Genomic DNA, 15,614 nt, shown 5'->3' with positions numbered 1-15,614 from the left:
TGCGTTTGACATGCGAACGAGGAGACGTACCTCCACCACACGCGCCTTGGCTCCTGACAAATGCGGTCCCGCCATTCGCGGTCGAACTACATACGAGGCGACGCCCTCTGCGCCTGCGAAGATGTCGTACGCCGGCCAGCCCACAACCGCGCTCGCGAGATCGACCGTGCCGGCCATACCTTGAGTATCGAAGGACCATCGCACCATCCACGCACGCACCGCAGCCTCGCAGAAAACTGTTTCATTCAATTGAATTTCAGTTTAATTATTATTTTATAATACCGCGCGAGAGGCTATTTTCAAGAAGATAAATAATAATAATTTTAAATCTAGCCTGGACAGCGTGCGGCGCTCTTGCCGCAGCCGCCGCGACTCGCTCCGTCGGTTCGATGCAAGTTCCGACCACGCGCTCCCGACGCGCGCGCAGCATTCTTCGACAATTGCCTGTAACGCCACCCCGAAGGCATGCTTCGACTCCTGAAGTGGAGTCCAGCTGAGGGACGTTGGACGAAGTATTGCTAAGGCCGGTGCTCTCAGGCGGCGGGTAGACAGACAAGCAACACATTGAGCGTTTGGAGATCACGCTTCTGTGCGAGGGATTTTATTGGGCGAGGAACATCCATCCAGACGATGGACGTGCGACCGGCGGCCGGCATCTACGCTGAATTGCCTAGTATTCCCGGATGCTTTCATCCAATCCGCGCAGCAATGGGTAGAGGAAGTAAGAGATCACGGTGCGCTTGCCGACTTTCAGTTCGGCCGTCACCGCCATACCCGGAATCAGTTGAATGCGTTCAGCCGGCAGCCGAAGGTGCGTGTCCGACAAATCGACCAGTACGCGGTAATAGGGAGCTGGCGCGCGGCGCGCACCTTCGGCCTTCGTATCCGGCGAGAACGTATCCTGACTGATGACGCGGACTTCTCCCGTTGCGGTTCCATACTTCTGGAACGGAAACGCTTCGAACTTGATCCGAACCGACTGTCCGAGCGCCACCTGACCGATATCCCGCCCCTCGACGTTGACCTCCGCCTGAAGCGGCACGTCGCGCGGAACCAGCACAAACAGCGTTTCGGCTTCGCGAACAACCGAGCCGACTGTCCGGTTCGCGATATCCAGCACCACGGCATCTGCCGGCGCCTGCAGTACGATCAACTGTCGACGGAGCTCGGCCTTCTTCAACTCCTCTGCTGCGCTATTGCGCTTCGGCAACGTCTCCACCAGTTCCTGATAAGTGGTGCGACGCAACTCCTCGGCGAATACTTTTCGGTCGGCGCGGGCCTTCTCCAGCCGATGGGTACTATCGGCGATACTGCCGCGAACACGCGCCAGATTGCTTTCGACCTCGAGTCGTGCATCGCGAGACAGTAGGAAGTTCAGCCTCGAACCGACCTCCTTATCCATCAGCGTGGTTCGCATCGCTTCAATCGAACGCATCGTGTCGAGCCGCTGAAGGAGAACCGCCTCTTCATTCTGTGCTGTCTTGAGATTGGCTTGCGCGGAAGCGATCTGTGCGTCGTAGTTCTGGATCTGCGCCTCGTAGGCGACTCTCCTCTGCAGGAACAACTTGCCTTGCAGGATCTGATCCGCATTCGTCAGCTCTTTGGCGGTATACTCGATTCCATTCAATTCAGCGCTCAGACGATCGATCGACGCATCGAATCCAGCCACTCTGCCGCGCAGTTGGTCGAAATCCGCCTGCGAGAACGTCGGATCGAGGGTCGCCAGAACGTCGCCGCGGTTGACGCGATCACCGGCCTTGACGTGGATCTCGCGTATGACCGACGTTTCCAACGGCTGCACGACCAGGTTGGGACGCGTCGTGGTGAGTTTTCCCTGCGCCGTGACGATCATCTCCACCTGCGAAACGGAAGCCCAGATGACCGCGAAAGCAATCAGTGCAAGTACGCTGTAGAGGGTGAAACGCGCGAGCCGCGGTGGCGCTTGCTGCTCGAGTTCGGTCGCATCGGACTGGAATTCGGCGATGACTGGCGCTCGCCTCGGTCCTGGCCTGAATAGCTTGCGGCGGCGCTCGACAGATCTGGCCGGAACAAGTCCGTTCGGCTTCACATCCGCGCGTGATGGCCCTGTCTCCCTCATGCAATCTGCTTCATCTGTTGATTCCACAAATGCCTGTAGATGGTGCATTTCGATAGCAGGTGGTCGTGGCGATCCAAATCGACGATTCGGCCGCGGTCCATCACCAGGATCTGGCTTGCTTCGGTCAGCATCGACAACCGATGCGAAACGACGATAACGGTACGTCCTGCCGCCAAACGGCGGAGATTGCGCCTGATGATCATTTCGCTTTCGGCATCGAGGGCACTCGTCGCTTCATCGAAGATCAATATCCTTGGATTGACGATCAGAGCTCTCGCGATCGCGAGCCGCTGCTTCTGCCCGCCGGACAGGTTCGAGGCATCCTCCTCAAGCGTGGTGTCGAAGCCACGCGGCAACCGTTCGATGAACTCGTCGGCGCCTGCGAGCTGCGCTGCAGCGACGACCTCGGCAAAGGTGGCATCACGTTTCACGCAGGCGATATTGTCGCGAATCGTCCCACGAAAAAGGAAATTGTCTTGCAAGACAATCCCAAGGTTTCGGCGCAGATGCGCGAGGTCGAGCTCCCGCGAGTCATATCCGTCGATGCGCAGCAGTCCCTGCTGCACCGGATACATGCCCGAAATCAGCCTGGTGAGAGTCGTCTTGCCTGAGCCGCTCCGTCCCACGATCCCGAAGATCGATCCTGGCTCGACAGTGAAGGAGACATCATCAAGCGCCGGCGATCCCTCGGATCCGTAGCGAAAAGAGACACCTTCGAACTCGATTTTGCCGGCAAGGTCGGGCCGCAGCCCATCTTTCCGACCGTCGCGCTCAGGCTTCTGATTCATCACCTCGCCGAGCATTTTGACGGCAAGAGCCACTTCCTGGTATTCGTGCACCATGGTCACGAGCTGAACCAGGGGTCCGGAGACCCTGCCGGCCAGCATATTGAAGGCGACCAACGCGCCGATTGTCATTTCGCCGGCGAAGACATCGAGTGCCCCGACGGAGATGATTCCGAGCGTCATGATCTTCTCGAGAAGCCCGGTAAGTGCCTGAGCGCCTGCGGAGATCTTCTCGACACCGAATCGCATGGTCACGGACTGCGCGCAGCGGCTATCCCAAACCCTGCTCTGCGCTGGCTCCATCCCCAGCGATTTCACGGTGCGCATGCCGTGAACTGTTTCGACGAGGAGAGCCTGCCGCGCACCTTCCGCTTGGTACAGATCGTACAGTCGTCGCCGAAATGGACCCATAAGCAGGCCGACGACGGCGCCGCTCATGGCGGTGAAGGCCAGGACCATCAAAGTCAATTTGACGCTATAAAGCGCAAGGACCGGCAGGAAGACAAATAGCGAAAGCGCATCGAGGATCGTCAGAAACAAGCGCCCGGTCAGAAACTCACGGATCCTCGCCGCCTGCTGCATGTGCTTGACCAGGACCCCGGCAGCCATGTGCTCGAAAAACGTGACCGGCAGCCCGAGGAGATGACCGAACGTCTTCGTAGCAACGCGAATGTCGACCCTGTTGGTCGCATATAGCAACAAGTAGCGCCGCAGAAAGCCGAATATCGCGTCAAAGACGAGCGCTACGGCCGTTCCTGCCGCGAGTACGTACAGAGTGGTGAAGCTCTCGTGAACCAAAACCTTGTCGATGACGAGCTGGAAAAATATCGGGATGACGAGGCCCAACGCATAGAGCAGGATGGCGGCAATGGCGACGTCCCTGAACAGCCGCCATTGAAGAAGCAGTTCCGGCACAAACCACCGGAGGCCGAAACTCCCTCGGCCATCCTGTGTCAACTGCTCGCGCTTGATCAGGATCGTGTCACCGGCCCACTGCGCACAGAATCGATCGCGCTCGACAACCAAGACCTCGTGCTTGCGGTCGGCGAGCGGGTCGAAGATGCTGACGACCTCGGTGCCATCAGTTCGCCGTCCCGCACCAAGGACAGCGATCCAGTTGCCATTGGCGAGCCTCGCCAGCGCCGGATAGGCCTCACCAAGACCAATCAGCGCGCCCCAATCCAACTTCGTGCTCCTCGCGCGCAGGCCTGCATCCTTCGCCATGCGCAGCAGGAGATTCAACGAGAGCGGGCCGGCTACCGCATACGCATGCTTCAAGCGTTCCACCGGCAGATCTATGCCATGGTGACTGGAAACCTTGGACAGGCATTCCAACGCCGTCTGGGTCGACAATCCGGGCGCGGGCGCCTCCGCAACCCGGTCCTTCGGGCCGCCAGCGGCATCGATGTCAGCGGAAATTCGAAGAGACATTCAGAGACCGTGTGTTGGGCGCCAGCGCATCACGTACTCCCGACGCACCGTTGTGCGATTGAGCCGGCTGGTTCCGCCGGACCACGCCCGCATCAACCAGGCCCTGAAGCGCCTTCTGCATCACGTCGACCGAGTTGGCGAAAGATTCGACCGAAAAGATCAGCCGCTGAGAAAATACGCGCTTCGGGGCGTTGTTGGCGTCACGCTCCGTCGGTGAAAGACTGACCAGATCGACGCGGACGATGGTTCCGCTGACGGTAATTTCTTCGATACCATCGGTATAAAGTTCGGCGTGCATCTTACGTCTCCTATGCTGCTAGCTGAGGTCTGAATAGAACGTCTACGGCGTAACTCGTCGCGTTGAAACTGCTCGTCGGGAACAAACTGTCGGTCCCATACGCGTAAACGCCGTTGCCGCCGCTCGACGATGAAGACGGAGCCGTTAGCGGTCCACTAGTGAGGGAGCTGGCGAAGAGGTTTGGATCCGCAGAATAGCCTCCCGCACTGTGGTAAGACGCAATATACGTGGTCCCCGCCGCGATCGTGACCGGAGTGCTGAAGTTGACCTGCTGCCAGCCACTCGCCGTTTCGTTGGTGAACGTGGCCGTCGCCAGAAGCGTGCCGGTACTGCTCCACAGATCGGCAACGTGCGTCCCCGTGTTGGACGGTCCCTTGTAGAAACGTAGCCCGATGATATCACCTGGGGTGGAGGCCTGGAATTTCATACCAACCTCGATCGCCTGGCCATCATTGGCCGATACAACACTCGGCGTGGGATTGGAGCTGAACAGGCTAACGACGTTGGACGATGGGGCATGCACCGTCACGTTGACGGAGGCGCTTGCAGTGCCGCCCCGGCCGTCTGAGATGGAGTAGTCGAAAGAAGTCGGCCCGGTAAAGCCGCTCGCTGACGTAAACGTTACCGAATTGTTCTGGGCGTTGAAGCTGGCGGTCCCATTGGCGGCACCGCTCACGCCAGTGATCGTCAGAGCGTCTGCGTTCGGATCGGTATCGTTGGCAAGCAGTGCCGCCCCGTCGATAGTAAAAGGGACGCCTTGAGTGGCGTGGAAGCCGCTGTCCGTCGTAGCCACCGGTTGCTCGTTGCTGCCACTGGTTCCGTTGAAGACGACGTCGACCCAGTAGTTGCTGGCGTTGTACGTGCTGGTCGGGAACAGGTTACCGGTGCCGTAGGTGTAGACGCCGTTGGTGCTCGCAGGAGCCGTGAGCGGACCGCTGGTGCGCGCGGTGGTAAAGTAGTTGGTGGTGGACGCATAATGGCCATTGCTGTGAAAGCTCGCCACGTAGGTCGTGCCAGCCGAGATGGACACGGGATTGCTGAATGTGACGGTCTGCCAGCCACTGCTGCCCTCGTTGGTGAATGTCGCACTCGCCAGCAGCGTGCCGGTGCTGCTCCACAACGAGCCCGTATGAGTCCCGAGATCGTTTGCACTCTTGTAGTACTTGACGCCAGTGATCGTGCCGGCCACGGAGGACGTGAATTTCACGCCGAGATTGACTTGCGACGCATCGGAATCCGACAGGATGGCCGGCGTGTCCGAGCTCGAGAACAGGCTCACGGTTGAGGGCGTTGTCGTCACCGTGAGATCAAACGTCTCGCTGGCTGACAGGCCGCCGAGATCGGTGGCCGAGGCCTTGATGCTGAGGGTGCCAACATTGCTGGACGTTGGTGTACCGCTGAAGGTCCGCGTCGAGGCATTGAAGGTCAGCCATGCGGGAAGTGCCGTGCCGTCGGCGGCTGTCGCCGTGTAGGCGAGCGAATCCCCGGAATCGACGTCGGTGAAGGTACCCGCAGGCAGCGTCAAGGAGAATGGCGTACCGACCGTTGCGGTCTGATTGCCGGTCTGGGCGGCCAGCACCGGCGCGTCGTTGGCGCCATGGATTGTGACGGTGAGCGTGGTCGATGACGTGGCGCCGGCGGCATCGCGCATCGTGTAATTGAAGATATCGCTGAGCGTGTCGGTCGACTGCCGCAAGGCCTGCACGGCCGCATCCGTCTCGTTGACCGTATATGTGAAGCCGCCCGAGGCATTGAGCACAAGGCTGCCGTGGGCTCCAGACAGCGCTGAACCGAGTGTGCCGCCGGTCGAGCCGAAGCTGACGGCGGTGACCGTCTTGGTATCGCCCGCGTCGGGATCGGTATCGTTGGTCAGCACGTTGCCAGTCGCCGCCGTGCCACCGACGCTGTTGCTCACGCCGCCCTTTTCGGTGGCATCACCGCTGTCGGCGACCGCGGTTGGCGCCGTATTGTTCGGACTGGAGGAGCCGTTGAAGACGACGTCGACCCAGTAATTGCTGGCGTTGTACGTGCTGGTCGGGAACAGATTGCCGGCGCCGTAGGTGTAGACGCCGTTGATGCTCGCAGGAGCCGTGAGCGGACCGCTGGTGCGCGCGGTGGTAAAGTAGTTGGTGGTGGACGCATAATGGCCATTGCTGTGAAAGCTCGCCACGTAGGTCGTGCCAGCCGAGATGGACACGGGATTGTTGAATGTGACGGTCTGCCAGCCACTGCTGCCCTCGTTGGTGAACGTCGCGCTCGCCAGCAGCGTGCCGGTACCGCTCCACAACGAGCCCGTATGGGTTCCGGGGTCGTTTGCACTCTTGTAGTACTTGACGCCAGTGATCGTGCCGGCCACGGAGGACGTAAATTTCACGCCGAGATTGACTTGCGACGCATCGGAATCCGACAGGATGGCCGGCGTGTCCGAGCTCGAGAACAGGCTCACGGTTGAGGGCGTTGTCGTCACCGTGAGATCAAACGTCTCGCTGGCTGACAGGCCGCCGAGATCGGTGACCGAGGTCTTGATGCTGAGGGTGCCAACATTGCTGGACGTTGGTGTACCGCTGAAGGTCCGCGTCGAGGCATTGAAGGTCAGCCATGCGGGAAGTGCCGTGCCGTCGGCGGCTGTCGCCGTGTAGGCGAGCGAATCCCCGGAATCGACGTCGGTGAAGGTACCCGCAGGCAGCGTCAAGGAGAATGGCATACCGACCGTTGCGGTCTGATTGCCGGTCTGGGCGGCCAGCACCGGCGCGTCGTTGGCGCCATGGATTGTGACGGTGAGCGTGGTCGATGACGTGGCGCCGGCGGCATCGCGCATCGTGTAATTGAAGATATCGCTGAGCGTGTCGGTCGACTGCCGCAAGGCCTGCACGGCCGCATCCGTCTCGTTGACCGTATATGTGAAGCCGCCCGAGGCATTGAGCACAAGGCTGCCGTGGGCTCCAGACAGCGCTGAACCGAGTGTGCCGCCGGTCGAGCCGAAGCTGACGGCGGTGACCGTCTTGGTATCGCCCGCGTCGGGATCGGTATCGTTGGTCAGCACGTTGCCAGTCGCCGCCGTGCCACCGACGCTGTTGCTCACGCCGCCCTTTTCGGTGGCATCACCGCTGTCGGCGACCGCGGTTGGCGCCGTATTGTTCGGACTGGAGGAGCCGTTGAAGACGACGTCGACCCAGTAATTGGAGGATCTGAAGGTATTCGTCGGGAACGTGCTTCCGGATCCGTAGGCATAGACCCCGTTGCTGCCAGCCGGAGCCGTTAGCTGCCCGTTGGCAAGCGATGTCGTGAAATAGTTCTGGGTACCGGAATAATTGCCGTTGGTGTGGTAGGATGCGACATAGGTGGTGCCTGCCGTAATCGCCACAGGCGTGGAGAAGTTGACCTGTTGCCAGCCGCTGGCTGTCTCGTTCGTGAATGTCGCAGTTGCGAGCAGGGTTCCGGTCGAGCTCCAGAGATCCGCAATATGGGGACCCGTATTCAACGATCCCTTGTAGAAGCGCAGGCCGGTTATCGTCCCGTTTACCGATGCGGTGAACTTGACTCCGACTTCGACGGAGCTGGTATCCCCGGAATTGGGGACGCTTGGCGCATCATTGGTGCCGAACAGGCTCTGCGCGAAGACCGGATAGTTGACCTTGAGGGACACTTGGCCGGAACCACTTTGGCCGCTCGTGTCTGTGATCGTGTACGTGAAACTCGCCGCGCCGGCATAGCCATTGGTAGGAGCAAAGGTCACCGTCTGGTTCTGCGAGTTGTAGCTTACGCTTCCGTTGACCGGGTTACCGACGCTGGTGAGCGAGAAAGCCAGCCCGGAGGGATGGGTGTCGTTCGCAAGCAACGTCGATGCCGCAATATTCAGCAAGCCATTCTGGGTAACCGTGAAGCCACTGTCGCCATTAGCTTGTGGCGAAGCCACGCCTGAATCATCGAAAACGACGTCTACCCAGTAATTCGGGGCTTTCGTGGAGGAAACGTTGCCGGGGAAGGTCGGGCCGCTGCCATAGGCATAGACACCGTTAAGGCTGCTACCCGGCGCGGTGAGCGCACCTTTCGTAACGCCTCCATAACCGATGAAGTAGAAGTCGGTTGCGGAATAGTGACCGGTGTTCGCGTGGTAGGAAGCAACATACGTCGTGCCAGCGTTCACACTGACAGGCGTGGCGAAATTAACCTGCTGCCAGCCGCTCGCGGTTTCGTTGGTGAAGGTGGCGCTCGCAAGCAGCGTGCCGTTTGCGGTCCAGAGATTTCCGCTGTGGGTGCCAGTATTCTGAGGCCCTTTGTAGAAGCGAATGCCGGTGATTTTCCCCGACACGGCCGGGACGAATCTGACGCCAAGCTCAACCGAGGCGGAGTCGCTGTCTGAGAGCAACGCAGGCGTATCGGTGCTACTGAAGAGTGTCAGGTTGGAAGATGGTGTGACCGTGTAGGTTGCGCCCGCACCGGATGTTTCCAGGTTCAGGCTGTCGTCCACCGCCCTGGTTTTGAGATTATAGGTCCCTTGGGCCCCTGTGACGAACGTGTATGACCAGGTCACGGTCGCCGCGCCGACATTGCTGTTGGTTGGGTGCCAGGTGCTTCCACCATCTGTAGAAATTTCGACGCCGGCAATCTTTCCGCCCGCGTCATTGGCCGTTCCCGTCACCGTGATCGATTGCCCCTCGACAACGCTGGCGGCGGAGAGATTGCCGATACTAGACGTCGGCGCCGCTGTGTCGGTCGACCGAATCGCGGCCGTCAGGTTTGCTTGCAGCGTCGCCGGCTGAACGCCCATATCAGCGAAAAGGTTGACCATCGCCTGCTGGACATTAGGGTCTACCGGAGTCGCAGGTCCGTCGTGGTCGCTTGCAAGCGCCCACGGCCAGTTGATCGAACCTGCCGAGAATATCAGTGCGCCACTGACGGGATCCCGATGCAGCACGAGATTGTGGGTTGCCGTGCCGTTTGCGAACGAGTTGCCATAATCGAGGAGAAGCTGTCCATTCACCTGCAATGTGGTAGATGAGACACTCATCAACCCCGCTGGGCGAAATCCGTTGTCCGGCGCCGTGTCCCATTCAACGCCTAACAGGCCAGGTACCAGCGAGGCGGTCTGCCCGGGTGACGTTTGCGCGACGGCCGTATTGCGCCAGAAGCGCAATTGGGTCATCGGATACGGTATCGTGATCGTATCATACCGGAATGCATTGACCGCGAACAATGTACCGGTCAACTCGTTCGAAGGGAGAGGCGGACCGAACCGCGGGTCAGAGTAATTACCGGTCGCCTGTCCTGTTGGATCAATCAACGCATTTGCGTGCGTATCCTTGTAGCTAATGAGTGTGCGATTGGCTGATCCGCTGCCATCGATGCTGGGTGCCAACCTTGTTTTCCAATAGATCTCGTTGCCCGTGAGAAAGGCAAGGTTCACGCCAGCATGCGCTGCGGCCTGTACGTTGGCACGCTGAGCTTCGGTCCAATACTCGTCATGCCCCGCGTCCATGAAGACTTTGTGATTGAGCAACAACGAGCCGTTCGTCGCAGCATCGATTCCCGAAATGTAAGAAACGTCGTACCCGTTTTGCTCGAGCCACTGAATGGCTGCAAACTCAGCCGTGAACGGGGAGTCTCCCCCCTCGGAAAAGGTTCCCTCGCCGTCACGCGTTATGAGGGGGCGATTGTAACTGACCGCGTAGGCTGATCCACGGACGCCCGGACCATTCCCGAAATATAGGTTGGCCCCTCCCCAGCCGTTGTAGGCTTGCCAGTCCTGATCACTTGTCTGGAGGACGATGTCGCTGTGCGATGCGTCGTTCCTTATGATGAATGGGATCTGGAAGATCTCGTTGCCGTTGACGACGCTGGCGATGTAGACGCCCGAGACCGCATCGCTCGGTACGCTCCAGGAATCGGTCACGCTCCAATTGCCGGCATCGACGAGGCCGGTCGACGGATCGCGCAATGGATCGGGTTGGACGACCGCCGTTGCGGCCTGATGCTGCAGGCTCGTAACCAGCCTGGCACCATCGCCGCCGTAATAGCCCAGCCGGTAGACATCGACGCGATAGTTCGGATTGCCGGTCAAGTTGTTGATCTTGAATTGGACCGTCCCCCCGACATTGGTGCTGATCGCTGTCGCAAACCCTTCGGTCAGAGTTGAATTCTCGCCCGGCTGAATCTGCCAGACACTCTTCGGCGTACCTGGCTTCTGGTTTTCCAGCACGATGGGATTCGTGGGCGGATCGGAAACAATGGTGCCTCCCTGCCCATTGCTTTCAAACTTCCAGTTCGAGTCCATCCCCGAGAACAGCAAGGAGACATTGGCCGCACCATTGCTGAAATCGACCGTGCTGATATTCGAGCTATTGTCGTAGTGGACGGTCGCCGACATCGACGATGTAAAGGGGAGATCCTTCAAGTCGATGAGGTTGCCTGGCGCGAGCGGCGCTCCCGGCGACGGACCCGCGATCAAGCCGTGGAAGTTGGCCGACTGATCGAGGACAAGCGTGCCAGTTCCCGTTTCGAACGACACCGTTATGCCGGAGAACGATCCATTCAAGAATCGGCCGGAAACCGAACCCCCGATATCCAGGATCGCCTTGTCAGCAATCTCGAAAGATCCAGTACCGCTGACGTCACCCCTGAACTCCCCGGTCGGAATGCGATTGCCGAGGAACGCTCCTACCTCGACTGTCCCATTGTTCAGCACATCGCCTTCGACGATAAACGGCGAGCCGGCATCCAACGAAAGCGTCGCACCTGCATCGAGGATCAGACTCCCAACATCAACACCGGCCGAGCTCGTGACGACATACGTTCCTGCCGCATCGAGGAAGGCAGCGTCGATGGCGCCTGGGAGCCCGGCGCTCCAGTTCGCTGCGACATTCCAGGCGCCGTCAGTCGGATGGACCCAGTGAGTGGCGCCGGGAGTGGAAGCCGATTGTGATTTCTGCGCCGCTTCGCCCGCCACAGATGAGAACGTTGGCGCCAGGCCATTATGACCGCTCGTCAAAGACGTCGAAGATAGCAGCGCGGGCAATCGCGACCTGGAAGGTGCAGCGAAGAGAGCGGGCATAACGCCGCGCAAGCCCGCCGAGTCGGTCCGATGCGCCTGTTTGAAGAACGCGGCGTCACTCCCTGGAGCGAATGATCCGCTTACTGATCGATCAACAACCCGCGGAGCCCAGAGGCCAAGTGCGTCGAAACCCGCGAAAGCGCTCGCGAACGCCGATTCCTGCCAAAGGGCTGGAATATCCTGCTCCCAAAAAACGTGCCGAGTTCCCCGGCCGAAGGCGGTCGCCTTTTGAATCAGCATGAGCATACCGATTAAATTATTAATCGCCTCTTAATATTTTAATTGCATTTTAAACCACGGTCAATTCAATACATATAATTTAAGCCGGCATCGATATCGGCCGAGTGGTGCTAACGCGAGGCAAACTGCGGCAGTCGCGTGATTTCGCTCAGATATTTGCCGTAGCCGCTCTTCTCCAACGGTTGAGCCAACGCTAGAAGTTGATCGCGATCAATGAAGCCAAGTCTGAACGCGACCTCCTCGAGGCACGCAATCTTCATTCCCTGCCGCTTTTCCAGGGTCTGGACGAACGTCCCTGCGTCGATGAGAGATTCGACCGTGCCGGTATCCAACCACGCAAATCCCCGCCCCATGCGTTCAACGTGGAGCGTATTGGCCGAAAGGTAACGCATCTGAAGATCGGTAATCTCGAGCTCGCCGCGCGCCGATGGCTCGACACGGCGAGCGTAGCGGACGACGCGGTTGTCGAAAAAATACAGCCCTGTGATTGCCCAGTTCGAAGCCGGCCGTTTGGGTTTCTCTTCGATCGACACGGGGCGGTCCGCTTCATCAAACGCGACCACGCCGTACCGTTCTGGGTCTCGCACGTGATAGGCAAAGACGGTTGCGCCTTCCGCGCGACCTGCCGCCCTGGCAAGCAACTCGCTCAGGCCATCGCCGAAGAAAATATTATCCCCAAGCACCATCGCCACGCGATCGCTTCCGATGAAATCGGCCCCGACAATGAACGCGTCTGCCAGACCAGCGGGTCGGGTTTGTTCGGCATAGCTAAGCTTGATCCCCCATTGGCTGCCGTCGCCTAGCAATCCCTCGAACTGAGACCGATCCGAAGGCGTGGTAATGATCAGAATTTCGCGGATCCCTGCTAACATCAGCGTCGACAGGGGATAGTAGATCATGGGCTTGTCATAGATCGGGAGCAACTGCTTGCTGACCACTCGTGTGATCGGATAGAGGCGCGTTCCGCTGCCGCCAGCCAGCACGATTCCCTTCAGCATCGGTTTCTCCTCCGACCAGCTGGTCCAGACAAGCTTGGAGTGAATGGCGCCAAGGCGCCAGGCGAATCCCGAACACGCGTTCGGCCTTGGATGAGTCCAGGCGCGAGTTCCGAGGCCGACGCGCAGCGGTCGGAAACTCCTCAGTCGTTATCGCCTCGAGCGCCCGAATCCGCGCTCCACGACGGGAACACTCGTGGAAGATTGCCTGCGCAAAATCGTGCCAGCTTGCCTCACCTTGGCCACCGAGATGAAAGATCCCGGCGGTGGCCCTGCGATCTTCCGTTACTGACTGTTGTGCAATCCGGAGGACGGCTTCCGCGAGGTCGAACGCGTAAGTCGGGTTACCATGTTGGTCGCTGACAACCCTCACGACCTGCTGCGTCTCGCATAGCCGCAGCATCGTTCGGACGAAGTTGCTGCCATAGGGACTGTAAAGCCAGGAGCATCTGATCACGGTCGCGAGCGGGTGCGCTGCCAATACAGCAGCCTCCCCAGCAAGCTTGGATGCGCCGTAGACGTTCAACGGCGCCGGAATGTCGCTTTCGTCGTACGCCTCGGGTTTCGCACCGTCGAATACATAGTCGGTCGAGAGATGGATGAGCGGAATGTTCATTTGCCACGCGACATCCGCCAGCGCGGCCGCGCCATCGCGATTGATGCTGAAGGCCCTCGCCACTTCAGATTCGGCCTGATCTACCGCCGTATAGGCGGCCGTGTTGATGATCGCAGACGGCCCGATCGACGCAATGAGCTTGTCGATGCCTTCCCGGTTCTCTAGATCGAGTTCTGGGCGCCCGAGAGCGATCGCAGGCAAACCGCGCCTTGTGGCAAGATCACGAAGGCACATTGCCAGCTGACCATTCCGTCCGGCAAAGAGGATTGGTCGATCTGTCATCTCGACCTCAGCTTTGGGCGGCCAGGAGACCCAGACGCGAGCCGTCATAGACTCCGCTGCGAGCACGCTCCCACCAGGCACGGTTCTTGAGATACCATCCGACGGTTTCGGACAGGCCGTGTTCGAAGGTTCTGATCGGTTTCCAGCCGAGCTCGCGATGTGCTTTCGATGCGTCTATTGCATAGCGGGTATCATGCCCGGGTCGATCCGGCACGAACGTAATGAGAGAACGTCTGCACCCTGCGCCCGGAGATAAGCGATCCACAACGTCACAGATCCGGGTGACGACCTCCAGGTTGGATCGCTGGGCATCTCCGCCGAAGTTGTATTTCTCGCCGGGCCTTCCTTCGTGCAAAAGTCGTATCAAGCCCGCGGCATGATCATCGACGTGAAGCCAGTCGCGGATATTCCTTCCGTCGCCATAGACCGGCAGAGGCTTCCGGTCGATCGCATTGAGAATCGTCAGCGGGATGAGCTTTTCCGGAAACTGATACGGCCCGTAATTGTTCGAGCAGTTCGACACGATCACCGGCAGGCCGTAGGTCCGAAACCACGCGAGTGCGAGATGGTCCGCGGCGGCCTTACTCGCCGAATAGGGCGAGCTCGGCCTGTAGGGCGTATCCTCGCGAAATAGATCATCTGGTCCCAACGAGCCGTAGACTTCGTCTGTGGACACATGGATGAATCGAAAGTGCTTCCGCCTCGAAGGTGGTAGACGTTCATAGTAGGCTCTGGCCGTCTCCAAGAGCGTGTAGGTGCCAACCACATTGGTATTGACGAAGGCGTCGGGTCCGTTGATGGAGCGGTCGACGTGGCTTTCGGCGGCCAGATGAATGATCGCGTCCGGCTCATAGTTGGCGAACGCAAGATCCATGGCCGCGCGATGGCAGATGTCGGATTGCAGGAATGCATAAGTCTCCAGCTTCTCGATGCTCGCGAGCGAAGTCAGGTTGGCCGCGTACGTCAACTTGTCTATGTTGATCACTGCGGCACCAGTCTGTAACACCAAACGGCGACAGACCGCAGAACCGATAAAGCCCGCTCCGCCAGTCACCAAGATACGCATTCTACTCGTCTCCACTAGTCGAAAACGCAACCGAGCTGGCTGAGCGTAGGAAGAGTCTGGTCCTTTGGCGACACGTGGGCTTCTGAGGGCGTCACCGGCCACTCGATCGCTAACTTTGGATCAGCCCAATAAACGCCACCGTCATGACTTGGGGCATACACCTGGTCGACTTTGTATAAGATGACGGTCTTGGGCTGCAGCGTACAGAAGCCGTGCGCGAACCCCTTCGGAATGAACACCTGCTCGCCGCCTTCACTATCCAGCTGTATCGAGATGTGCTTGCCGAAGCTGGGCGATGAACGCCGAAGGTCAACTGCAATATCGAGAATCGCCCCGCTCAACACCCGTATCAACTTCGCCTGGGCGAAGGGCGGCCGCTGGAAGTGCAGGCCGCGCACCGTGCCGATCCAATCCGAGCTGGACTGATTGTCTTGAACAAAGTCATGGAGAATTCCCTTCTCTGCAAACGCTGATCGCTGGAAGGTCTCAGAGAAGTAACCGCGGGCGTCGGAAAACCGATCTGTGCGAATGACTTTGACATCAGGGATCGCCAAGGATCGCAGCTCCAACATTGGATACCCTTCTGCCCGCTCTCAATTCAGATCGGCTTCGATGAGGTCGACCATAATCCCCGTCGAGATTAATTCTCCACCCTCACAATCCACCGCGAAACGGTCGCACGATTTCGGCGAAGGTCATTGGATCAGCTGCAAGTCACGGAAATCGTTTGGAATATCAAACGCACCCTCGAA

At 59.3% G+C, this 15,614-nt stretch carries 8 protein-coding genes; all 8 read right to left on the bottom strand.

Features of this window, described 5'->3' with window-relative positions; all coding sequences use genetic code 11:
• Window positions 1-670 precede the first annotated feature (670 nt).
• A complete protein-coding gene (locus ABIA45_RS05630) occupies window positions 671-2,098 on the bottom strand; it encodes an HlyD family type I secretion periplasmic adaptor subunit (protein ID WP_271540792.1) in 1,428 nt (475 codons plus the stop codon).
• A complete protein-coding gene (locus ABIA45_RS05625; protein ID WP_404651312.1) occupies window positions 2,095-4,314 on the bottom strand; it encodes a peptidase domain-containing ABC transporter in 2,220 nt (739 codons plus the stop codon). The genes ABIA45_RS05630 and ABIA45_RS05625 overlap by 4 nt, the downstream gene beginning before the upstream one ends.
• Window positions 4,292-4,612 carry a hypothetical protein gene (locus tag ABIA45_RS05620; protein ID WP_128265406.1) on the bottom strand — a complete coding sequence of 107 codons (321 nt, stop codon included), beginning with the start codon at window positions 4,610-4,612 and terminating at the stop codon, window positions 4,292-4,294. Before ABIA45_RS05620 ends, ABIA45_RS05625 begins: the two co-directional genes overlap by 23 nt.
• 10 nt (window positions 4,613-4,622) lie before the next feature.
• Window positions 4,623-11,903 carry a DUF4082 domain-containing protein gene (locus ABIA45_RS05615; RefSeq protein WP_404651311.1) on the bottom strand — a complete coding sequence of 2,427 codons (7,281 nt, stop codon included), beginning with the start codon at window positions 11,901-11,903 and terminating at the stop codon, window positions 4,623-4,625.
• 110 nt (window positions 11,904-12,013) lie between these two features.
• Window positions 12,014-12,901, bottom strand: a complete 888-nt coding sequence (rfbA, locus tag ABIA45_RS05610; RefSeq protein ID WP_157280437.1) for a glucose-1-phosphate thymidylyltransferase RfbA — start codon at window positions 12,899-12,901, stop codon at window positions 12,014-12,016.
• Window positions 12,810-13,796, bottom strand: coding sequence for a dTDP-4-dehydrorhamnose reductase (gene rfbD / locus ABIA45_RS05605; protein ID WP_271544328.1), 987 nt, complete (start codon window positions 13,794-13,796; stop codon window positions 12,810-12,812). Before rfbD ends, rfbA begins: the two co-directional genes overlap by 92 nt.
• Before the next feature lie 7 nt (window positions 13,797-13,803).
• Entirely contained in the window at window positions 13,804-14,862 is a 1,059-nt protein-coding gene (gene rfbB / locus ABIA45_RS05600) for a dTDP-glucose 4,6-dehydratase (protein WP_404651309.1), read from the bottom strand.
• A gap of 14 nt (window positions 14,863-14,876) precedes the next feature.
• On the bottom strand, window positions 14,877-15,434 hold the full coding sequence (gene rfbC / locus ABIA45_RS05595) for a dTDP-4-dehydrorhamnose 3,5-epimerase (protein WP_404651308.1): 558 nt from the start codon (window positions 15,432-15,434) through the stop codon (window positions 14,877-14,879).
• Window positions 15,435-15,614 lie beyond the last annotated feature (180 nt).

Source organism: Bradyrhizobium sp. USDA 336 (assembly GCF_044908355.1).
In the GTDB taxonomy this organism is placed as follows: domain Bacteria; phylum Pseudomonadota; class Alphaproteobacteria; order Rhizobiales; family Xanthobacteraceae; genus Bradyrhizobium; species Bradyrhizobium yuanmingense.
This window is presented reverse-complemented; position numbering and strand designations above follow the sequence as displayed.

Coding starts and splice junctions, on each gene's coding strand:
- rfbA (WP_157280437.1), bottom strand. CDS start 12,901: ATGCTGAAGGGAATCGTGCTGGCTGGCGGCAGCGGAACGCGCCTCTAT.
- ABIA45_RS05625 (WP_404651312.1), bottom strand. CDS start 4,314: ATGTCTCTTCGAATTTCCGCTGACATCGATGCCGCTGGCGGCCCGAAG.
- ABIA45_RS05615 (WP_404651311.1), bottom strand. CDS start 11,903: ATGCTGATTCAAAAGGCGACCGCCTTCGGCCGGGGAACTCGGCACGTT.
- rfbB (WP_404651309.1), bottom strand. CDS start 14,862: ATGCGTATCTTGGTGACTGGCGGAGCGGGCTTTATCGGTTCTGCGGTC.
- rfbC (WP_404651308.1), bottom strand. CDS start 15,434: ATGTTGGAGCTGCGATCCTTGGCGATCCCTGATGTCAAAGTCATTCGC.
- rfbD (WP_271544328.1), bottom strand. CDS start 13,796: ATGACAGATCGACCAATCCTCTTTGCCGGACGGAATGGTCAGCTGGCA.
- ABIA45_RS05630 (WP_271540792.1), bottom strand. CDS start 2,098: ATGAGGGAGACAGGGCCATCACGCGCGGATGTGAAGCCGAACGGACTT.
- ABIA45_RS05620 (WP_128265406.1), bottom strand. CDS start 4,612: ATGCACGCCGAACTTTATACCGATGGTATCGAAGAAATTACCGTCAGC.